Here is a 20772-nt window from a genome sequence, read left to right on the forward strand (position 1 = left end):
TGATGAGATATTAGAATTTACAGGGATTCATTATACAGCTTCTTCACAGCTTCCAGCCCCGGTACCGCAAAGCAGGCGAGTGGAGAGGGCAGATCATTCAATGGGAACCAGCCGATCTCACCGATGGCTCCGCCTTCTTCCAGATTACGAGCATGACCGCCAATCACCTTGGTGGAATAGAGCACGGATATCCAATGTTCCTTCTGTTGTGGCTGGATCGTCTCCGCCGTGCAGAGCAGACTGTCAATGGCGATATCCAGATTCACTTCCTCCTTGATTTCACGGATGACGGCAGTCTCCAGTGATTCGTAGGGATCGACTTTCCCGCCGGGAATACTCCAGGTGTGCTGCTCGGGCTGGCGATTCCGCCAGGCGAGAAGCACTTCGCCCCGTTCATTGAGGATGACCGCACCTACGCCGATACGAGGTGAAATTTCAGATTCACCTTTTGGAACAGAACTTAATTCCGACATTGACAGCGCAGCTTGTTCGTTCCCATTACGTTGTGAAAAACCACCCGCGTCCATTTCCCCAGATTGAGGAGTGTGAGTAGACTGGAATGACAATGGAAGCCCAGACTGCGCCGACCATTCTTCGGCAAGGATACTCATCGAGATCAGGTCATAATGCATGCCATCCCGCAAAACTGCAGAACGCTGGCGACCCTCTTCCCGAAATCCGACTTTTAGGTACGCACGTCTAGCCGCTTCATTGTATTCAATGACTTCCAGCGCAATCCGGTTCAGGTTCAATTCGTGGAAGCCATATCGAAGAATCAGAGCCAGAGCGTCGCTTCCGTAGCCTTTACCTCGATCATTTTCTTCGCCGATACCAATGGCCAGACGAGCCGACCGATTGTTCCATTCAATTCGGTAGAGGGCTGTGAATCCAATGAATCGGTTACCCTCCAGTGTACGCAATGCAAATTCAAATCCGTTGTCTCGGCGGACAGACGAAGAACCCGTTTCATCCGGCGTTAACGGGATCGCGATATCGGTATCCATGTTGCGCAAATATTCATAATCATCTGTGAAGCGGGAGAGACGCATGCAATCTTCCGGGCATGGGGCCGCTAATCTGACTTTGGAACCTTGAAAACCATTTAAATGACGTGGAGACATGTTGCACCTCTTTTATACGATATGAAATCATTCGTTTCTTCCCATTATACTACGAACAGGAGAGGATACCGAAAAATGGCACCAAACGAGCTACACTCAGGGAAAAACAACAAAAAAAGCAGCCGTTTCGGGCTGCTTGTACATTCATTATTTCAGATCATTCAATAAATTCTTCATTTTTTTGTAATGTCCACTGACCCGATCAACCATGTAGTTATACATGAGCTGATTCTCCGAAAGATTCGCCATTTCCTTGTCAATGTCAACGTTATTGTTGTTATTGTTCATGGCTGTTTCGTTGTTCTCGACAATTCGGTACTGTACGATGGAAGAATTGGGATCACTGATAGGAAAGTGTTTGTCATGAGTCCGCTTCATGGCGAGCTGATCTGTTTTGCCATTTTCAACGATACGTCTCAGCTCTTCCTGAAACTCTACCGTTTTCTTTTTGTAGTTAGGCGTGTCTGCATTGGCTATGTTGTTGGTAATGGCATTATGCTGTGCAGTAAGCGCTTGTAACAGTGATTCGTTACGTCTTGTCGTATTCGTTTCGATCACGGGCTCAGTCTCCTTCACTGTAGATTGTACAGTTACTTCTATAATAAGAAATTAAGTTGCACACTGTCAACATAACAAAGAAAAAGACAAGCACATGCCGGAGGCCCCCCGATAAGAAGAACCCTGCCTTCATGAAATCTTGTCTTAGATTTTGCCCTAATGGATCAGCGTTGAACAACCTCTTTAAGAGGGACGATTAATATTTTTGCCGTAATAGATTTCGTCCATCTCCAGCTTCAGCCATTCTGTAATCTCCTGTTGTTCCTTCTTGCTGAGCTTATCCTTGGTGTACCCAAACAGATAATTGTCGAGATCAAATTCCCTCAGTTTACATTTGGTATGAAAAATATTCTCCTGATAGACGTTCACGTCAATCATGTCAAAGCTACTCTTGATCTCATCCGGAATATAATTCTGAATCGAGCCGATCTCATGGTCAATGAACAGCTTGCGTCCGCTCGTATCCCGCGTAAAACCACGGACCCTGTAATCCATCGTCATAATGTCCGTATCAAAGGAGTGGATCAGATAATTCAGTGCCTTAAGCGGTGAGATCTCACCACAGGTGGAGACATCAATATCCGCACGGAAGGTACTGATACCTTCACTAGGATGAAATTCAGGGTAGGTGTGCACAGTGATATGGCTTTTATCCAGCTGCATGACAACGTTATCGGGCAGAGGGCCGGGAGATTCATCAAGTGATTCTTCGGGGATCTCCACGATTGGACCCTCCGAGACAAGCATCGTAACACTCGCACCTTGAGGCACGTAATCCTGCTGAGCGACATTCAGCACGTGGGCTCCGATGATATCGGAGACGTTGTTCAGAATTTTGCTCAGCCGTGCGGCGTTATACTGTTCATCAATATATTCAATGTAAGCTTCGCGTTCGTCTTTGGTTTTGGTATAACAAATATCGTACATATTAAAGCTGAGCGACTTGGTCAGGTTGTTAAATCCATGCAGTTGAATGCGCTGCTCTGGCGTAATTGTCATGGTTGCAGTTCCCCTTATCCCATACGACATATCATCGCAGTTATAATACTACTTATACCCAACCTGCCTCGAAAAAAAACATATGTACGTCATTCGAAATACGATTTTCCTCTGATCACAGCTATGCATGAAAGGACTTCAGATAATCTACATTTTTTCAGAATGAAGAATCGTCGAAGTCCGCAATATCGTTCATGCGCTCATCCTCAGCTACAGATTGAATATCCTCTGAAGTGACACTGATGATTGTATAGTCCGCGTTCTGCTGTTTCTTCACGGCTTTTTCCTTCACAAAACGGGGACTGCCTTCGCCGGCATCTTCGTCATAGACGAGTAGAAGACCGTCGCTTTTACGCAGCAACAGGTCATCCCGTGCAGTGAACTGCCACGGCCCGATATAAGGTTGATTGCTAATCGCACCGTAATAGTCCACACCCGAGAGGATGGAACGGTAATACTCCTGCTTGTCTTCTTTCCATTGCTCCTCCGGGTTCTGAAAGGCAGTGATGATCGACAGTTTCAGATGTGGGTACGTCTTCTTCAGATCAATGACCACTTCGCAGGCCCACAGGTCCACACCGTATTGTCCCGGCGTCAGCACCCATTCCAAACCATCCTCGACAAGGGGAGTGAGGCGGGAAGAGATGGCTTTTTTGATAAAAGGAATACCTTCATGCTTCTGTCCAAAAATCTGCAATTCATGTGCCCGGTAACCGGTGATTAACAGGTTTTTCAGTGTCCGTTCCTCCTTTCAGGCATGATCAAGGTAAAGTTATTTCGCGGGTGGAGTTTCTGCACGGAACGGATACAGGAATGGCTTCGGAATATCCGTTTCGAATGACATTAACTCATCCGTTGTGGGATGGATAAACGAGAGTATACGTGCATGAAGTCCGAGACGGCCAAGGTCTCTTGTGCGTGCACCGTATTTTCTGTCACCAGCAATCGGATGTCCGAGATCTTCCATATGCACACGAATCTGATTTTTACGCCCTGTCTCCAGACGCACTTCCAGCAAGGAGAACTCACGGTTCGATTTCAGACGTTTGTAATGTGTGATGGCATGTTGTCCATCATTCGGACGAGAGCTGGAGTACATTTTCAGCGTTTTGGTTTCCTTCAGCCAGGAAGAGATGGTGCCTTCTTCTTTGGCTACCGAACCTTCAACAAGGGCAACGTAGACGCGGTCTTGCACATTTTCCTTCCAGTTGTTTTGCAGTTTCTGCTGTACCTCTTCACTTTTGGCGAACATCATCACACCCGATGTATCCCGATCCAGACGATGGACAACAAAGATCCGGTTGAGCGGATTGGTGCGGCGCACATGCTCTGTCAGTTGGCGATAAGCCGTCAGGTCATCTGTCTTGTCAGCGGCAATGGACAATAGTCCGGCTTCCTTGCGGATCACAATGATATCATCGTCTTCATGCAAAATGTTAATACCCGTCAAGGATGGAGCAGCAACTGCACCTTCTTTTCGAATGTAGACAATCTGACCTGGCGTCAGCGCTTCATTAAACTTGGTTACAACCTTCTGATCCACGGATACCTGTCCACGACCCAGAATGGACTTCACTGCGTTCCGTCCTGATTTCAGATGCTGCAACAGGAAGTTCAACAGTTCATCCGGTTCAGTTACTTTGTACTGGCGTGGTGGTTCCTGCTTGCGATAGTAGGAATTGCCTGGTCGTTTGGATGCGCTGGCATTTTTGGGTTTGTTGCCTCCAGCTTTCTTGGGTGCACCCGATGATTTCGCGGTTATTGGCTTCTTATTCTCCTCCGTATTGCGTGATGCGGGAGCACCTGATGTTTTGGCAGATGAGAAGTTGGACTTGCCGGAACGTGCTGAAGATGAACCTGCATAAGATTTCCCCTTGGCCGAGGCCGATGTCTTGCTGGTTGGACGTTTGCGTTTATTCATGAATAGTAATCTCCTTCTGAACAGCCTGTACCGCTTGTGTGCATACGATCCGTTCATTTTCGTTATGCAGTTCAATATACCATTAACAGTCGACAAATAAAAATAGGTTCATACAATCTGCTATACATCCAATCATAAGAGTAGTGAGATTCATAGGATAGGGTATCCCATAGCATTGGAGGTGTTACTCATGGGCGTGTTTCTCGATATGAGAACTTCGATGAACTCGGCAACCGTAGGACAGCCCGGTTTGTCACTGTCAGAATCCCCGACAGCTTTTGGCACCATTGGTCTACAGACGCAGGGTGTGGTGAATCCCATTATTACGTTGAACGGGACAGTAGGTGTTACGGGAGAACTGGGAGATACCTTTGTTGTGGAGCTTGTGCGGGGTTTTTTATATGATCCTTTCTATATCATCTACCGTGCTGAAGGTACGATTGGACAGAACGGAGGTGCCGAATTCCATTCGTTCACAGCTCAGGATCTGTCTGCACCACCAGCATTGGAAAGTGTGTATACTTCGTTCATCTCGGGGGTGTCCACAGCAGTAAGAACCGGGCCGGAGATGTTATACGGTATTGCAGCCACCGTTTAGTAGTGAAAGGCGAAATATAACAGGCAGAGTGCTTCGTCATCACTTCTGTTGACGGCAGAGTTCGCTTCATACCCCAGATACGCAAGACAATGCAACGATAGGTTTCGACTAGCGCTCAGCAAGAAACCCCCGGCTCAAGAAGTCGGGGGTTTTTGCCGTACAAGCAACTGCACGTTTCAATACAAATCACGAAACTAAAGTTTGAAACTGTCCAGGATCAGTTGGCACGGCCTTTCAGAATGATGTTGTTGGCTTTGCCAAAGTCAATGGCCACTTTGCCTGCAAGTGCAGCTGTTCGCTCCGCAAGGATAACCGCGTTGACGCCACAGGAGAAGAGAGCGACATCGAAGGTATGTTGATTATTCTGAATCCAGTGCAGCGTTTCATCCATTTGATCATAGCTGTCGAAGGGCAGGGCAGTCACAATGTTCAGATTATACGGATCACGTTCGAGCATGGCACGCAGAGCCTCAATTTCACGAGTAACGAGTAACACACGCTTGCCTGCAAGCATCTGCCAGAAACGCGGGTTCTGCGCCAGTTCCCGATTAACACAGGCGTGACAAGTCATCGGAGGAGAGATGCCAAAGTGTGCAAATACCATGTCGGTCAGGGGTCTTTTAAGATAATCGGGAGCATTGATGGTGCTGTCACCACGAGGAAGAATGCCCACGATATCGGCACGTTGCAAGGAAGCGGCGACTTCATCCCGTAGTTTCGGGTTGGGAAGACGAAGTCCCTTTTGCCCTAAGTTGGCTTTCTTAGCCCAACGCTCCTGAAGGACCTGTTCCGTGGGCCATACGGTTTCTTGAGACATGACGATATTCTCGCCATCACCGACTCTTACAAGAGACAGCGGTCGGTGTTCCAGAAGTGCCGCTTCGAGCTGATCAAGCACACCTTCCATTTCAAGATAGATCGAATTCATTTGATGGGTTGCCTCCTTTGAAAATTGAACTGTTCTATTCTATGTTGCGAATACCGTAACGATATGTACGTTCGACCCAAAGGGCGCCATCTTCGGTTGTATATCAATCTATTTATATGAAAGTTAGTACATCTGTCGGTACCGCTTCTATCAACGTTTCATACGATATAGAGTGCTGGATTCACAAGCGAGATGTGGCTTGAAAGCGATCAGATAGATAGAAGATGGTCTTCGTAGGAAGACGGCATCAAAACTATGAAAACAGTCTGTATCCGGTAAACGGAACTTGCAGCGTTCATGAGGAGGAATGTTATGTCCAGGAAAGTTGTGATTGAGATTAACTTTAACAATTACGGGATGGACCCACAGCGATTAACGCGGGAATGGCTGGAGCGTCGGATGGGCATCTTCCGCACGTTCACATTGCATTGCCTGAAGGCGCAGACGAATCAGGATTTCCTCACAGTGGTGAAGTTGTCCAAGGAATCCGGGGAATTAATGCAGGAGATTCTGGCGGGTCAGGAGCCGCTTCCCTCCAATATTCGTTTTGGAACCAATATGGAGAGTGTGCGTGCCATTTTGGCGTTTGCCAATGGTTCGGAGCAACTCTATATTGCCCGTCTGGATTCGGATGATTTATACCATAAAACCTTTGTTCAACAGCTCTACGATATTCAACCACAGCAGCAGACGATGGCATTGATTAACCAGAACGGATATCTGTGGGACAGTGTGAATAACGAGATGGCCCCAGCGTTTCACCGTTCTCCACAGTTCTATGTCTACTTATATAAGACAGCCGAATACGCAGCAGGATACCGGGTCAAGCTTCCGGGCAGAGGTACACATGGCAATGTCATTGAACTGCCGCACGAGCTGCTTGCTCCGCGCAATTATGTCAACATCGTGCATTCGAGCAATACTTCAACCAAAAAGGTACCGCCCAAAGACCGGTTAAGCCGGGATGAGATGGCACAGGTACTACGCGAATTCATGATCTGATCAGGGAGGGATTCATCCATGATTCAAGGACAAACGATTCTGATCACTGGAGGAACGGGCTCCTGGGGTCAAAAGCTGACTGAGGTACTGCTGGAGCAGGACCCGGCTGAGATTCGCCTTCTGTCACGTAATGAATACGCCCAGATTGCGATGCAGCGAGAGTTCAACCATGATCCGCGTCTGCGATTCATCATTGGGGATATCCGCGATTATCGGGCAGTGGAAGATGCATGCAGAGGTGTGGATGTGCTCTTCCACCTGGCTGCGCTGAAGCATGTTCCGGTCTGCGAGGACCAGCCAGATGAAGCGTTCAAGACCAATGTGATCGGGACGCAGAACATTATTCGGGCTGCGATCCGTATGCAGGTTGCCAAAGTCATCGATGTGTCCACCGATAAGGCGGTAGATCCGATTAACGTATATGGCATGACAAAGGCCTTGGGTGAAAAAATGATGATCCGTGCCAACTGGCTAAGTGAAGGTACCCGGTTTGTCTGCATCCGTGGGGGCAATGTGCTTGGAACCAGCGGTAGCGTCGTGCCTCTGTTCCGTCGTCAGATCGATGAAGGCAAAAGCCCGACCATTACGGACAAAGGCATGACCCGTTTTTTTCTGACGCGTACCGAAGCTATACATTTACTGCTTAAGGCGGCTGAGGCGGCCGTGGGCGGAGAGACTTTTGTGATGAAAATGAAAGCTTGCAAGATGACGGAACTTGCATCCGTCATGTTGGAACAGGCAGGTCGTCCATCCTTCGATTATAAGGTGACGGGAATACGTCCAGGCGAGAAATTACATGAAGTGCTGATCTCGCCCTTTGAAGCGCCGCGTACGTACCAATACGATGCGCAGTATTATGTCATCCTGCCGGAGCACAAGGACAAGAGCCTGACGGATCAGTACAGCAGTCTGCCACGTGTGAACTTCTCCGAGTATCGCTCGGACAGTGCCATGATGAACAAACCAGCGATTGCCCGGTTTTTGCGTGAAGGTGGCTATATCGATTAGGGTGTATCTCAAAACTCGTTCGGAGTTTTCAGATACGCCCACCGAGGGGAGGCGGAGCGTTTGGAGGTGGTAGGAATGGAAGAAAATCATCAGCACAACCAGCACGAAGGTAATGAAGAGTTACAGCAACGTACCCTAATACAACATATTAATGACCGCTCCCTAAAAGCTGTTGTCATTGGTCTAGGCTATGTTGGTTTACCGATGGCTGTAGAGATAGCACAGGCCGGTTATCAAGTCCACGGGATTGACATCGATACTTCCAAGGTAGCCAAGCTGAACGCCGGGCATTCGTATGTCATAGGTATAGAAGATGATGTTGTGCAGTCGCTTATACAGGCTGGATTATTCACGGCAAGCACCGATTATGCAGCGGTGGCACAGGCCAATGTAATTGTAATCTGTGTGCCCACTCCGCTGACTGCCGAGCATCAACCGGATATCTCGTATATCTCGGCCGCGGTGGATGGCATGACTCCGTATTTGCAGGAAGGCAGCCTGGTTATATTGGAAAGCACGACCTATCCGGGCACAACGGAGGAACGTGTGAAACAACCGATTGAAGCGGCAAACGGCTGGCGAGCTGGAGAACAGTTCTACGTCTGTTATTCTCCAGAGCGGGTAGATCCGGGCAGTGTGCATTATGGTGTGAAAAATACCCCGAAGATTATTGGCGGTTCGACACCCGCATGTCTGAATTATGGTAACCAGTTCTACGGCTCGTTCCTCAACGAAGTTGTTCCGGTTAGTTCAACAACGGTAGCGGAGACGGCAAAGCTGTTCGAAAATACATTTCGCAGTGTCAACATTGCACTCGTGAATGAGCTGACCCCGGCCTGTGAACAGATGGGTGTAAACATCTGGGAGGTGCTGAATGCGGCGGCGACCAAGCCGTTTGGTTATATGCCATTCTATCCCGGTCCCGGCATCGGAGGGCACTGTATCCCAATCGATCCGATCTATCTGTCCTGGGCTGCAAACCGTCAGGGATCGGAGCTGCAATTCATCCAGCTGGCGGATGCAACTAATCGGCAAATGCCAGAGAGAGTGGTGAAACGTGCCGCGGAGCTGCTGGAGCAGAATGGTGTATCTGTGCGGGGAGCACGTGTTGTACTGGCGGGTATGGCTTATAAAAAAGATATTGACGACTTGCGCGAATCGCCAGCATTGGATGTTTTTCGGCTGCTGAGCGCAGCGGGTGCAGATGTTGTTTTCACCGATCCAATGGTGCCTATCTTCCGCAAGGATGACGGTACATTGCTTCAATCCCGGCCGGCTACGCCGGAATTGTGGACAGGAGCTGACCTGGTGATCATCACCACGGATCATTCGGCATTCGATTATCAGGAGATGGCAGACCATGCAAAGCTGATTTTTGATACACGCAATGCAACGGCCGGATGCCACGGGGGGAATATTGTGGTGCTGGGTCAGCCGGTTCACCGAGTGAAAACGGGAGAAACCTATGGCGAATCATGATAGAGTGAGTGAACGCTACTACGGCGAGATTAATTCGGAAGATTCTCATGAAGCGACGAGAACGCGTATCCACTGGATGTGCCGTGAGGCGACAGGCAGACGCATTCTGGATGTCGGGTGCAGTCAGGGCATTACATCCATTCTGCTGGCACGTGAAGGATTTCGTGTGACAGGGATTGATCTGGAAGAAGAAAGTGTTCGATATGCGCAAGCTGAGCTTGCCAAAGAGTCTAGGCCAGTTAGGAACAATGTGGATTTTAGAATGCTGGATATTACGCAATGGAAAGTAAGGACTACCTTTGATACTGTGCTGCTTGGAGAAGTGCTGGAGCATTTTGCTCATCCGGAGACGTTGTTGATCCAGATTCATCGGCTGTTGCAAGAAGATGGGACGTTGGTTGTGACTGTGCCGTATGGGTATCACCCGTTCTATGACCACAAGCAGACCTTCTATGCGGGAAGTCTGGCGATGACCCTGATGCCGTATTTTGAAGTCTTGAAACTCGAAGTTCATCATAAATATCTATGTTGCGTGGCCCGCAAACGGCGGAGTTCACAACTGCATATGTCGCCGACTTTGGATCAATTGATGGAGTGGATGGAACTGGATCATGTACATTTTGCCGAGGTGGAACATCAGCACCTCCGCGTAATGAAACAGCGCAAGAAGGCACTGGACAGTGCGGTGGAGCAGGTGAAACGCCTTCGCCGTCAGGAGAGTGGGGAAGGGTAGCAGTGAAGGTAGGGACAGTGGCAAGGGCAGGGGTATTCTAACGAATCTCACACGTCTTATTTTGATGAATTAGACGAGATGAGAAATGTAACGAATCTCAGCGGCGCTATTTCATCTGAAAGCTGCGATAAACGACGAATGGATGCCTATACTGCGAGAATAGCGGGTCTCAGATTCGTTACATTTACCAACTGGCTGAAATACACCGAATAGCGTCGCCTCAGTTCGTTAGCCACAGTGAAGATGAAATAAATTCTTTATTGAACTTTGAGATTTGGGAGAATGAGTGTGAAAGCAGCCTCTTGTAGTGGTAGCGCTGATTCTTGGTTTACAAGTTAATCGTAAGTTTGAAGAGAAAATTGGAGTGGCTTAGTACCAGTACCTGGTCAATGAAAGAACAAACCCGTTATGACATTTCGCAATACGCGTACGACAGGAAGGGGCTCAAAACGTGATCACCATCAGTCTGTGCATGATTGTGAAGAACGAGGAACGCACGCTGGCGCGCTGTCTGGACTCGGTTGCCGGCATCGCGGACGAGATCGTCATTGTGGATACCGGTTCATCGGATCGCACGATGGACATCGCTGCGCAGTATACCGACCAGGTCTACACATATGAATGGACGGAAGACTTTGCCGCAGCGCGGAATGAGTCATTCGCCAAGGCCACGCAGGAGTATATCCTGTGGCTGGATGCGGATGATGTGCTGCTGCCCGCGGAACGGGCGAAGCTGGAGGTGTTGAAGCAGCAGCTTCCGTCCGGGGGGAAGACGGAAGCTGTGATCTTGAACTACACGCTGGCCGAGGGAGCGGAGGGAAGTCCACTTGTGACGGACCGACGCCTTCGCCTGGTCAAGCGGGATGCCGGGTGCCGCTGGCATGGCCGGCTGCACGAGCAGCTTAGCTTTCCGCGGGGCGAGGTCATTACGGCAGATATTGCCGTCACGCATCGCCGCGAAGCGGGACATCATTCGGCGCGAAACGTGCGCATTCTGCGCAAATGGATCGCCGAAGAGGGCGTAGCCCAAGGTCGCCTGCTGTTTTATTATGCAGGCGAATGTTATGACCGCCAGCGTTATGCGGCGGCGGCACTCGGTTACGCGAAGCTGCTGGAGCAGCCAAGCGGTTACCGCGAGGATCGCCTGATTGCCTGCGCGCGGTTAGCGGAATGTTATGAACGACTGGGTGAGCCGGGCCGTAAGCTCGGCGCATTGCTGCAGTCGTTCCAGTATGATCTGCCACATGCCGATTTCTGCTGCGCTATTGCGGCCTGTTTCCATGAACGGCAGGAACCCGTCTCGGCGATCTACTGGTATATGCAGGCGGTGGACGTGAGCAGCCGCGATCCGGGTCTGCGCCCGGTGCCTATGGCTTGCCGTACATGGCTGCCACATGCTCGTTTATCCCTTTGTTATGCCCATCTGGGCAACTGGGAGCAGGCACTCATGCATAACACCAAAGCCCGTGAGTACTTGCCCAACGATCCCGGGTTGCTTGCCAATCGCCAGAAGCTCGAAGTTGTGGTACGCAAAGAGATGAAGGAGCGGGAAGAACGTGGTGAAGTGTCACCGCGTAAGTAGGGAGACGAACTGGGACAGATGAGGACAGAAGGGTTTGACGCGGGATTAGGAAATAGGGGGAAATAAATTGAAGTAGAAGTGAAATAACAACAAAAACTAATTCGTTGCTGGTAGGATGCGATAGGGCGGATCAGTGAAAATAAGGGTTGAGTGGAAATAGAGTGTAAGGCACAATTGCGAGCAGAAGCAGAAGCAGAAGCAGAAGCAGAAGCAGAAGCAGAAGCAGAAGCAGAAGCAGAAGCAGAAGCAGAAGCAGAAGCAGAAGCAGAAGCAGAAGCAGAAGCAGAAGCAGAAGCAGAAGCAGAAGCAGAAGCAGAAGCAGAAGCAGAAGCAGAAGCAGAAGCAGAAGCAGAAGCAGAAGCAGAAGCAGAAGCAGAAGCAGAAGCAGAAGCAGAAGCAGAAGCAGAAGCAGAAGCAGAAGCAGAAGCAGAAGCAGAAGCAGAAGCAGAAGCAGAAGCAGAAGCAGAAGCAGAAGCAGAAGCAGAAGCAGAAGCAGAAGCAGAAGCAGAAGAGGTAGAATAGATGTGATAGATAAGTTATGTGCTGCCATATATTTAAAGTTCCATAGCTACGAAGTTGTTAATAAACAAGCATATTAGATCACAATGAAGTATAAGTAATTACACGATAACATGTAGAACAAGCGTAGCCCCGCTTAACCGAAAGAGTCGGTGAGCGGGGCTTTTTACGCTTCTCGTACCGCGTGTATCTCCTACATGGTGTAATGAAAGTAGCATTTGGTGAAATTTTCACAAGGCTTACACCGCGTAAAACTTCTGATGTGCGGTGCAGTGAAGATTACGCATCAGGATGGAACTTCGCGTGTTTTAGACTTGCACTATGTTGCTAAGTTATTTTACTTTTCGGGTGCCAAGCATCGCACAGACTGGTCCTTCATTCGTAAGCTTTTGCAAGCCCAGCCCCATCCATCATATATTTCGTCATCGATATTGAGGGTAATGGTTTCATCCGTATATTCATTCCAGTTTTCAATCCGGAGCGTGTTTTCACTGTCCCTTTCAAGATGGTTATTCCCGTGGTGCTGGGCACGATAGATCGTTTTTACCGTGGCGTCCTCAGGGGCATTTGTCTTCTTTACATCGACCCAGATTGTAACGCCGCCTGCCGCGCCACCATAGGGCACACCATAAATCTCGGCAGTATACTCACCATTCCTTGAAGGCATGGAATAACTCAATTCCCCCAGCTCGGAACGGTCAAATGCTGAGACGTAAGGACGGAGCCAGAAATACAGGAATACAGCGGCAAACAGTACAAGAATCAACAATGTAAATGTAGTGAGGATCGGGTGTCTACGTATCCAAGGTTTGCGAGAATTTGTATGGGATGAACTTGAATTAGCTTGAGTATTTGAGTCCATAAGGTTGAACCTCCATTTGCAGCTTACAGTGAAATTTGCTTTGCAGGAATATAAATGTCCATCTCTCCGTAGTGGTCCTGAGCCAGACTGCCATCAATTCTTTCAAAATAGTAGGGATCACTCTTCTCGTACCCCGAATGGCTCTGCCAATATTCATCGATAAATGTCCAGACACTGTCCAAATGATCAATATTGATCAGACTTGGATGGAAATCACACACAAATTTGAATACGGCATACTGGTTGGCCGGGACCTCAATTCCGTCCAGTTCTTCAGGGATATGATCCAGACTGGTGACCTCTACAGACGGCTGATATGTACTGTAATCCTCGTTAATTTCATTGGTAAATCCAATATATACGTTGGGCTGCAACACGTTAGGAATCGAATGAAAGTGTTTTTCAAAAAAGTCGTTGCCTGCTGAATTGGCTTCATAGTGCTCTTCGTTATCTGCATACCGAATGTGGGATCGTTGCCCAATGAGTTTCATAGCCGGTTTTCGCACATACGTTGGTTTGAAAATATATCCATATGGAAGCGTTGTGATCATGGACGAAGTCATGCGGGCTGTGAATTCAAGGTCTCCAGCTCCCTGTTTGCGATACTGCAGGGGTGTAATGCCGAAGGCTTGTTTGAAAGCACGTATGTAGGATTGTTCATGTTCAAAAGCGTAATGTCCGCTGATATCGATAATCTTCCAGTTCAGATTCACCAATTGCTCCAGGCTGCGTGCCAATTTGCGTGAACGAATGTATTCTCCAGGCAATTGTCCGCTGACATGTTTGAACATGCGATGCAGGTGGAATTTGGATATATGAGTCACAGATGCCAGATGATCCAGCGTTAATTTGTCTTGAATATGGTCTTCTATGTAGTCGAATAGCTTATCCAATGTGTCTAGCAGATCATGTTGCATATCAATCTCCCTACTTCTAATAGTACTTACAGCAATAAATGTTCATTTTTTCCTTATCACCGATGATATCATAACCAAGTACATAATTTAATGACAAGATTGGAGAAAGCATCCATGTTTGCTGACAAAAGAACTTATACAACGTTAGGCATGTTAACTCGATTATGGACACTAACGGGCAAGTACCGTATGTTCATCATTCTATTACTTTTCGCCGCATGTATGGTCTCCCTGATTGAGGTCGGTTATTTGGAATCGATCCGAAGACTGGTCAAAGGCGCGACTGAAGCACAGTTTTCGTTACTCTACTCAGGGTTGATCATAGGCGTTAGCATTGTAGTATTACGATTGATTGTAACCGCATTCATGACGAGGGTCGAGACGTTATTCCAGCAAAAGACATTATTGTCTGTGCAGTCTCTACTGCTCTCATCCTTTAGCAACACAGAGACACGCAATCTGGCACATTATCATACGGGTGACCTAACCTCTAGGGTCTGGACTTCAGCCAAGGAAGCACAGAAGGGGATAAACCAACATGGCATTGAACTCGCAAAAAATATCATTCAGCTGATTCTTGCCTTTGCTTACTTCAGCTGGGTTAACTTGCCGCTGTCGTTGGCTATCATTGCATTCACATTGATCTATCCTCTTGTAACGGTAGGACTTGGTCAACGTCTACAAAGACGGCATGATCAGTTGAATGCCAGCGCAGCGTCAAGAGATGAGATACTGACTGAAATCATCCAAGCCCCGGTTGAGATCCGAAGTTACGGACTCGCGGGTTATGTACACCATCATTTCAAAGGTCGAATGGATCAGGTGTTCAGACATACGATGTCTGTATCTGTGTTACAACGACTTTCGGAAGCAGCCGGACGGGTCTCCACGTATGGTGGCATGATTTTGATTCTTTATCTAGGCGGCATGCAGGTCCTGAATGGACATATGGATGTAGGAGGACTGGCAGCTTTTCTGGTAGCAAGCAGTCAGTTAACACGTCCGATTGAATCGTTATCTGGGTTGTGGAATGATTTTATTGGTTCGGCTTCTCATGCGTCCAGAATCTTTGAGGTGCTGGATTTGGAGAGAAAAAACACGGTTGCTAATACCGGTACAAATACATATGTACGGTCCGATACGCATTTAGGCCAGCTTGAAAAACAATCTAAACCGGCTGGCATCAGCGTGCAGCATGTGTCTTATAGGTATGCGGAGCAAGAAGAAGTGTTAACAGATATTTCTTTTGAGGCCAAGCAAGGAAAGCTTACTGTAATCACAGGGCCAAGTGGATGCGGGAAAACCACGTTATTGAAATTAATAGCTGGATTAGATAGAGCTGTTACTGGTTCGATCCAGGTCATGAATCAGAAGAATTCACTGAAGGATATGCACGAAGTTCAGACAGGGAATGTCAATCAGGTGTATGCTCCGCGACAAGCCTTTATTTTCACAGGAACAGTGGAAGAGAATATTGTTTTTGGACAAGAAGGGATATCTGCCGATCAAGTAAAGGTTGCGGCCCACATGACGCATGCACATGACGCGATTATGCGTCAATCGCTCGGTTATGGGACAGAGCTTCAGCCACAAGGCGGGACGATGTCGGGTGGTGAGCTTCAGCGTATTAGTCTAGCCAGAGCGATGCTGAGGAACCCGGATATTCTATTGTTGGATGAACCGACGTCATCTCAAGACCCGTGGCATGAGCAACGATTGAATGATCTTTTTGCCCGAATCACTGCTGACAAAGGCACAACGGTTATTGCAATTACTCATCGATTATCGCTGATAGAACGGGCAGATCAGGTCATATATATCCAGAAGGGACGCGTCGAAGATACGGGGACTCATCGTGAATTGCTGGATCGTCCAAACGGATATCGAAGTTATATTGCGGAGCAGGATACGGAAGTGGAGGAACAGCATGAGTAACAAGATTGAAGATGCAGCATATGCCGATGACGTTGAAATGAAAAGCAGTCATGAGAAAAGCGGAGCATATGAGATAAATGAAAATAATGAAAATGAAGCTCATCATCAGATGAACGAAAGTGATGTTCCAGATGACCCAAAACAAGCTGTATCATTGGCAACGGTATGGCCCGTTATTTTTCGCTGGATGAAGCCTTATGGATTAGCTGTAGCGATCTTGTTCATTTTTATCGCAGCAGATGCGGTCTTTGATTGGGGACTAGCCTTTGTACAGGGATTCTTCGTGGATGCTATTCATGATGGGGGACAGGAACAGCTTAATGCCACCGCAATGATTTTCATCGCCATTCTGGCAGGATTTATTGTATTGCTCGCGATGCATCGTTATGTGCTGGTATGGCTCAAGGAATCAATGCAACGGGATATGTCCATGGATCTGTTGAAACTGTTAAACCGGATGCCCTATTCCTGGGTGCGCAGACAGAAGTCCGGGGATGTGATGCTTCGTATCAAGGAAGACACGAAGCATGGTGCAGAAGTTGTGGAGGCTATTGCAGAGGGTGTTACGGTTGTATTCATCATTGCTCTATCGCTGGGATACTTGTACAGAGCAGATGCATGGGTTGCGGTTATTGCCTTGGTAAGTGCAGGGGCAATCTGGTTCACTGCGAGGTTGTATGATCAGCGAATTATACATCTGTCCGATGAGGTCGAATCCAGGGAAGGCGAGTCCCAAGAACAGATCCAACAGTATGTTGAAGGGATACCGGTGATTCAGATGTATAATGCTTCACCGTGGTTTCTCGCTCGATTTCGGACACAACAGCAATCACTGAATCGTGTTCATGCCAAGTTGCAGATGACCCTGAGCATGTCGGATAACGTGGCGATGGCGGTGTTTGGTCTCGCTCAATTGGCAGCGCTGTTCCTTATTGCTTTGTCAGCGGCTAGGGGAACTTTATCTCCAGGCATGGTTGTTGCAAGTAGTCTGCTGTTTGAACTGGTGGTGTGGCCAGTACTCGGCTTGTCCAGCCAGTGGAGTCAGATGCAAGCCAGCGTGGGTGCATTTGGACGTATCTCTGCATGGTTGAAGTTGGCGGAGAACAAGAAGACTGACACATCCAATACTAAGCACGAGGAGCTTGCACAGGGAATTTGTAACCAAGATCAAGGGAATACACAAAAAGGGGCACATGAAGAGAACGAAATGGCGACGCTACGTCTTCAACAGGTTACGGTAATAGATGAAAACAGTGATCGGACGATTTTGGATCAGATTACGTTTAATCTGGTTCCTGGTGAACTGGTTGCTGTAGTTGGCGCCAGCGGTGCTGGCAAATCTACACTGTGCCAAGTGTGTGCGGGGTTGATCGAGCCAACAAACGGAAGCGTATTGCTGGGTGATAAACATGTTGCAGAGTATGTAGAGATAGATGACCAGTCCAGACTGACGTATATGCCGCAGACACCAACTTTTTTCACAGGAACGATCGAAGATAATATTCGTCTGAGTTCAGACGTTACATTGGACAGAGTGAAGTTTGCGGCAGAGCAGGCAGGTTTGGATGAATATATTGAGGCACAGGAAGGACAATACGCAGCAATGTTGCATGAGAAAGGGGCCAATCTATCTGGAGGCCAACAACAGCGACTGTCGCTTGCCAGACTCTTTACGAGGTCATCCGATCTGTATATTCTGGACGAACCAACGTCATCACTGGATATTCAGACAGAACAGAACGTGATGAATCACTTGCTGAACTTTATGAAAGGCAGAATAGGGTTGCTTGTCACACATCGCATGGAGGTTGCTCGCCAGTGCTCTCGCATCCTTGTGATGGAACATGGCCGAATTGCCGAGGATGGAACGCATGAACAACTGATGCAGAGGAAAGGATTGTATTATCGTATGAATGCAAAAGGCGGTGATACAACATGAATGAATCTGGGGTTAAAAAAGTAATGGATACGCTGGAGTTCTTGAGTCAGGATCGGGAAGCACGTCGTTTGTATGAAGAGCGCCCGAAATATTTGCATGACGAAGCTTCCATGATTGAGTGGCTAACTGAGCCTGAGATACAGTCATTGAAAGGCTAGGAGCGTATACAATACAAACTAGTTGTTAATTAAGCTCTTATTGTATGTTGAAATGAATGCAATCGTTTTGTCCAACTAGGGCAGGACGGTTGTTTTTATTTTAATGAAGAAGCTTCAAACGTTTTACAGTAAAACGCGGTTGCTCATTCCGGGCTGGGCCGTTAAACTAAAGGGAGCGGCGTTTGCTTGACGGACAAGTCATGAGAACGCCATTTTGTTGTCAAGGATGCGGGATATGAGCCGCTTTCGGATGTCAGAATCGGATCGGACCAAGCTGGTGGGAAAACGCCGGTGATAAGTAAGGAGTCTTTACATGAGTGTGCAAACACCTACATTAGAAGAAGCGCAGGGTCTCCTGCAAAAATATTATGGCTACCCCGACTTCCGTGAGGGACAGAAAAAGATCGTAGCCAGCCTGCTCGAACGTGAAGATACGTTGGGCATTATGCCAACCGGGGGCGGTAAGTCGATCTGTTATCAGATCCCCGCTCTGTTATATTCGGGACTGACACTTGTGGTCTCCCCGTTGATCTCATTAATGAAGGACCAGGTCGATGCGTTGACGACCGCCGGAATTGCTGCCGCGTATATTAATAGTACACTTAGCGGCAAAGAAGTGAATGATCGCATCCGCGCGGCGCAGCGCGGTGAGCTGAAGTTGCTCTATGTCGCGCCTGAGCGACTGGAGCTGGATTGGTTCCGCGAGGAGATGGGCTATTTGCCGATCTCTTGCGTTGCCGTGGATGAGGCCCACTGTGTATCGCAGTGGGGGCATGATTTTCGGACAAGCTACCTGGCGGTAGCGCCGTTTGTGGATAGTTTGCCGGAGCGGCCGGTGGTTGCGGCCTTCACGGCGACAGCGACGCCCGAGGTCATGGGCGATATTCTGCGGTTGCTGCGTTTGCAGGACCCGCAGACATATGTGACCGGACTTGGGCGGGATAATCTGGCGTTTAGCGTGCTGCGTGGCGAGAGCAAGAAGGATTTTGTCCTGAATTACGCGCGCGAGCATGCCAGCGAGCCAGGTATTATATACGCCGCGACCCGTAAGGACGTGGACGATCTGCATCAGCGTTTGTTGCAGGCGGGATTGCCCGCAGGACGCTACCATGCCGGCATGACGGACGATGAACGGTCCCAGAGCCAGGAAGCTTTTTTGTACGATGATATCCGAGTGATGGTGGCGACCAATGCGTTTGGGATGGGGATTGATAAGTCGAACGTGCGTTACGTTATTCATAACAGCATGCCGAAAAATATGGAGGCATACGTGCAGGAAGCCGGACGTGCAGGCCGGGATGGAGAGCCAAGCCAGTGTATTCTGTTATTCGGGGCACAGGACATTATCACCCAGAAGTTCCTGATTGAGCAGAATCCGATGGACGGCGACCGCAAACAGAACGATTACCGGAAGCTGCAACAGATGGTGGATTACTGTTACACGACGCGTTGTCTGCGCAGTGCGCAACTCGATTATTTCGGTGAGGTGCATGACGATACACCTTGCGGTACTTGCAGTTCCTGTACGGACGACCGCGAGTTGGTAGACATGACGATTGATGCACAGAAAATATTCAGTTGCATTCACCGCATGCGTGAACGGTATGGTGTATCGCTGGTCGCTTCGGTGCTCAAAGGCTCCCGTGCCAAAAAAGTGCTTGATTATGGCTTCAACTCTCTGCCAACCTACGGCGTGATGGGTAATCGGACAGAACGTGAAATTTCGGAGATCATCAACGTGATGGTATCCGAAGGATATCTGATGCTGTCTGAGGGACAGTATCCGGTTGTGCGTTTGCAGCCACTAGCGGTGGAAGTGCTCAAAGGCCAGCGTGAAGTGATGCAGCGTGTTGTCCGCAAGACAGCGGCAACGGCTTCGGGTACGAACTATGGTGGACGGCGCGGACGCGATGCAATGCCATCTGCGGTTAATGAGACGGTATTTGAACAACTTCGTCTGATCCGGCGCGACTTGGCGGCGAAAGAGCATGTACCATCGTACATTATCTTCAATGATGCGACCCTGCGTGAGATGAGTGTGGTATGTCCACAAACAGAACGTGACATGCTGGATATCAAAGGGGTCGGTGAGGTCAAGTACCGCAAGTACGGACTGCCGTTCCTGGAGTTTTTCCAGAAGCAATCGGGCGAAGAAGTGGATACGGATGATGATGCGTTTTACGAGTATGAGTGAGTATGAAATGAGTAAGAGTAAGAGTAAGAGTGAATTGAGTATGAATTGTTAATTTTCACTTTCTAATCTTTGAAGTTGGTTGTCGCGTCTCTGTAGAGTGGACAAATGGTGGCGAATTGTCTTTCAAAGGGTGGACATTGGCGTTAGAAATGGCTGACCTTATAGCATACAGCATGTAGTTTTATTATGTGTGTTTCATACTGTATGTTGTGGTTCGGATTTGATGGGTGTATATGTCTTTTTGAAAAGAGTGTCCACTCTTTGAAAGACAAAAGTTGGATATGTCCATGAGACATGGAATGGCTAGTTCAAAAGAGGT

General features: G+C 48.4%; 19 protein-coding genes and 1 pseudogene. 11 read left to right on the top strand and 9 right to left on the bottom strand.

Going from position 1 to position 20772, the window contains the following annotated elements; all coding sequences use genetic code 11:
- Positions 1-17: 17 nt before the first annotated feature.
- The 6 genes and pseudogenes from MHI55_RS08315 to MHI55_RS08340 all read right to left on the bottom strand — a co-directional run bounded on the left by MHI55_RS08315 (position 18) and on the right by MHI55_RS08340 (position 4599).
- A complete protein-coding gene (locus MHI55_RS08315; protein ID WP_036669535.1) occupies positions 18-473 on the bottom strand; it encodes an NUDIX domain-containing protein in 456 nt (151 codons plus the stop codon).
- Positions 474-632: 159 nt separating this feature from the next.
- Positions 633-1121, bottom strand: a pseudogene (locus MHI55_RS08320) (GNAT family protein); the annotation flags it as partial.
- Between the two features lie 147 nt (positions 1122-1268).
- Positions 1269-1679: a flagellar basal body rod protein FlgB gene (flgB, locus tag MHI55_RS08325; RefSeq protein WP_036610664.1), complete on the bottom strand. Its 411-nt coding sequence runs from the start codon at positions 1677-1679 to the stop codon at positions 1269-1271.
- A 183-nt stretch (positions 1680-1862) separates the two neighbouring features.
- On the bottom strand, positions 1863-2678 hold the full coding sequence (gene speD / locus MHI55_RS08330; protein ID WP_036610662.1) for an adenosylmethionine decarboxylase: 816 nt from the start codon (positions 2676-2678) through the stop codon (positions 1863-1865).
- A 157-nt stretch (positions 2679-2835) separates the two neighbouring features.
- Positions 2836-3414, bottom strand: a complete 579-nt coding sequence (locus MHI55_RS08335) for a DUF1273 domain-containing protein (RefSeq protein ID WP_076251630.1) — start codon at positions 3412-3414, stop codon at positions 2836-2838.
- A gap of 36 nt (positions 3415-3450) precedes the next feature.
- On the bottom strand, positions 3451-4599 hold the full coding sequence (locus MHI55_RS08340; RefSeq protein WP_101314085.1) for an RluA family pseudouridine synthase: 1149 nt from the start codon (positions 4597-4599) through the stop codon (positions 3451-3453).
- A gap of 190 nt (positions 4600-4789) precedes the next feature.
- On the opposite strand from MHI55_RS08340, the gene MHI55_RS08345 reads away from it, so the two are divergent.
- Entirely contained in the window at positions 4790-5197 is a 408-nt protein-coding gene (locus tag MHI55_RS08345) for a hypothetical protein (RefSeq protein WP_076251631.1), read from the top strand.
- 217 nt (positions 5198-5414) lie between these two features.
- On the opposite strand, the gene MHI55_RS08350 is transcribed toward MHI55_RS08345, so the two are convergent.
- The gene (locus MHI55_RS08350; protein ID WP_076251633.1) at positions 5415-6125 is read right to left on the bottom strand and encodes a GT-D fold domain-containing glycosyltransferase; all 711 of its coding nucleotides are present in this window, start codon (positions 6123-6125) and stop codon (positions 5415-5417) included.
- A 312-nt stretch (positions 6126-6437) separates the two neighbouring features.
- On the opposite strand from MHI55_RS08350, the gene MHI55_RS08355 reads away from it, so the two are divergent.
- From MHI55_RS08355 to MHI55_RS08380, 6 genes are all read left to right on the top strand, one after another.
- Positions 6438-7127 carry a glycosyltransferase gene (locus MHI55_RS08355; protein WP_076251635.1) on the top strand — a complete coding sequence of 230 codons (690 nt, stop codon included), beginning with the start codon at positions 6438-6440 and terminating at the stop codon, positions 7125-7127.
- Positions 7128-7145: 18 nt separating this feature from the next.
- On the top strand, positions 7146-8135 hold the full coding sequence (locus MHI55_RS08360; protein ID WP_101314084.1) for an SDR family NAD(P)-dependent oxidoreductase: 990 nt from the start codon (positions 7146-7148) through the stop codon (positions 8133-8135).
- Between the two features lie 75 nt (positions 8136-8210).
- Entirely contained in the window at positions 8211-9614 is a 1404-nt protein-coding gene (locus MHI55_RS08365) for a nucleotide sugar dehydrogenase (protein ID WP_101314083.1), read from the top strand.
- Entirely contained in the window at positions 9601-10347 is a 747-nt protein-coding gene (locus MHI55_RS08370; protein WP_101314082.1) for a methyltransferase domain-containing protein, read from the top strand. Before MHI55_RS08365 ends, MHI55_RS08370 begins: the two co-directional genes overlap by 14 nt.
- A gap of 451 nt (positions 10348-10798) precedes the next feature.
- Complete coding sequence (locus tag MHI55_RS08375) at positions 10799-11929, top strand: glycosyltransferase family 2 protein (protein ID WP_076251644.1); 1131 nt, start codon at positions 10799-10801, stop codon at positions 11927-11929.
- Positions 11930-12079: 150 nt separating this feature from the next.
- Positions 12080-12451: a hypothetical protein gene (locus tag MHI55_RS08380; protein ID WP_340389659.1), complete on the top strand. Its 372-nt coding sequence runs from the start codon at positions 12080-12082 to the stop codon at positions 12449-12451.
- 334 nt (positions 12452-12785) lie between these two features.
- Here the strand turns inward: MHI55_RS08380 and MHI55_RS08385 are convergent, their stop codons facing one another.
- Together MHI55_RS08385 and MHI55_RS08390 are read right to left on the bottom strand one after the other, a co-directional pair.
- The gene (locus MHI55_RS08385) at positions 12786-13310 is read right to left on the bottom strand and encodes a DUF5412 family protein (protein WP_101314930.1); all 525 of its coding nucleotides are present in this window, start codon (positions 13308-13310) and stop codon (positions 12786-12788) included.
- Positions 13311-13333: 23 nt separating this feature from the next.
- Positions 13334-14227 carry a helix-turn-helix domain-containing protein gene (locus MHI55_RS08390; RefSeq protein ID WP_101314931.1) on the bottom strand — a complete coding sequence of 298 codons (894 nt, stop codon included), beginning with the start codon at positions 14225-14227 and terminating at the stop codon, positions 13334-13336.
- Positions 14228-14317: 90 nt separating this feature from the next.
- Here MHI55_RS08390 and MHI55_RS08395 point away from each other — a divergent pair, with 90 nt between their 5' ends.
- From MHI55_RS08395 to recQ, 4 genes are all read left to right on the top strand, one after another.
- A complete protein-coding gene (locus MHI55_RS08395) occupies positions 14318-16162 on the top strand; it encodes an ABC transporter ATP-binding protein (RefSeq protein ID WP_340389661.1) in 1845 nt (614 codons plus the stop codon).
- A 187-nt stretch (positions 16163-16349) separates the two neighbouring features.
- Positions 16350-18101: an ABC transporter ATP-binding protein gene (locus MHI55_RS08400; protein ID WP_257468243.1), complete on the top strand. Its 1752-nt coding sequence runs from the start codon at positions 16350-16352 to the stop codon at positions 18099-18101.
- Positions 18098-18259, top strand: a complete 162-nt coding sequence (locus tag MHI55_RS08405) for a hypothetical protein (RefSeq protein WP_180361886.1) — start codon at positions 18098-18100, stop codon at positions 18257-18259. The genes MHI55_RS08400 and MHI55_RS08405 overlap by 4 nt, the downstream gene beginning before the upstream one ends.
- 313 nt (positions 18260-18572) lie before the next feature.
- Positions 18573-20453, top strand: coding sequence for a DNA helicase RecQ (gene recQ / locus MHI55_RS08410; protein ID WP_076251653.1), 1881 nt, complete (start codon positions 18573-18575; stop codon positions 20451-20453).
- Positions 20454-20772: the final 319 nt, after the last annotated feature.

This window comes from Paenibacillus sp. FSL E2-0151 (assembly GCF_037993015.1).
Taxonomy (GTDB): Bacteria; Bacillota; Bacilli; order Paenibacillales; family Paenibacillaceae; genus Paenibacillus; species Paenibacillus amylolyticus.

Excerpts from the sequence above, each read along its gene's own strand:
- MHI55_RS08315 (WP_036669535.1), bottom strand. The coding sequence starts at position 473 with ATGTCGGAATTAAGTTCTGTTCCAAAAGGTGAATCTGAAATTTCACCT.
- speD (WP_036610662.1), bottom strand. The coding sequence starts at position 2,678 with ATGACAATTACGCCAGAGCAGCGCATTCAACTGCATGGATTTAACAAC.
- MHI55_RS08340 (WP_101314085.1), bottom strand. The coding sequence starts at position 4,599 with ATGAATAAACGCAAACGTCCAACCAGCAAGACATCGGCCTCGGCCAAG.
- MHI55_RS08345 (WP_076251631.1), top strand. The coding sequence starts at position 4,790 with ATGGGCGTGTTTCTCGATATGAGAACTTCGATGAACTCGGCAACCGTA.
- MHI55_RS08350 (WP_076251633.1), bottom strand. The coding sequence starts at position 6,125 with ATGAATTCGATCTATCTTGAAATGGAAGGTGTGCTTGATCAGCTCGAA.
- MHI55_RS08355 (WP_076251635.1), top strand. The coding sequence starts at position 6,438 with ATGTCCAGGAAAGTTGTGATTGAGATTAACTTTAACAATTACGGGATG.
- MHI55_RS08360 (WP_101314084.1), top strand. The coding sequence starts at position 7,146 with ATGATTCAAGGACAAACGATTCTGATCACTGGAGGAACGGGCTCCTGG.
- MHI55_RS08365 (WP_101314083.1), top strand. The coding sequence starts at position 8,211 with ATGGAAGAAAATCATCAGCACAACCAGCACGAAGGTAATGAAGAGTTA.
- MHI55_RS08370 (WP_101314082.1), top strand. The coding sequence starts at position 9,601 with ATGGCGAATCATGATAGAGTGAGTGAACGCTACTACGGCGAGATTAAT.
- MHI55_RS08385 (WP_101314930.1), bottom strand. The coding sequence starts at position 13,310 with ATGGACTCAAATACTCAAGCTAATTCAAGTTCATCCCATACAAATTCT.
- MHI55_RS08390 (WP_101314931.1), bottom strand. The coding sequence starts at position 14,227 with ATGCAACATGATCTGCTAGACACATTGGATAAGCTATTCGACTACATA.
- MHI55_RS08395 (WP_340389661.1), top strand. The coding sequence starts at position 14,318 with ATGACAAGATTGGAGAAAGCATCCATGTTTGCTGACAAAAGAACTTAT.
- MHI55_RS08400 (WP_257468243.1), top strand. The coding sequence starts at position 16,350 with ATGAAGCCTTATGGATTAGCTGTAGCGATCTTGTTCATTTTTATCGCA.
- MHI55_RS08405 (WP_180361886.1), top strand. The coding sequence starts at position 18,098 with ATGAATGAATCTGGGGTTAAAAAAGTAATGGATACGCTGGAGTTCTTG.
- recQ (WP_076251653.1), top strand. The coding sequence starts at position 18,573 with ATGAGTGTGCAAACACCTACATTAGAAGAAGCGCAGGGTCTCCTGCAA.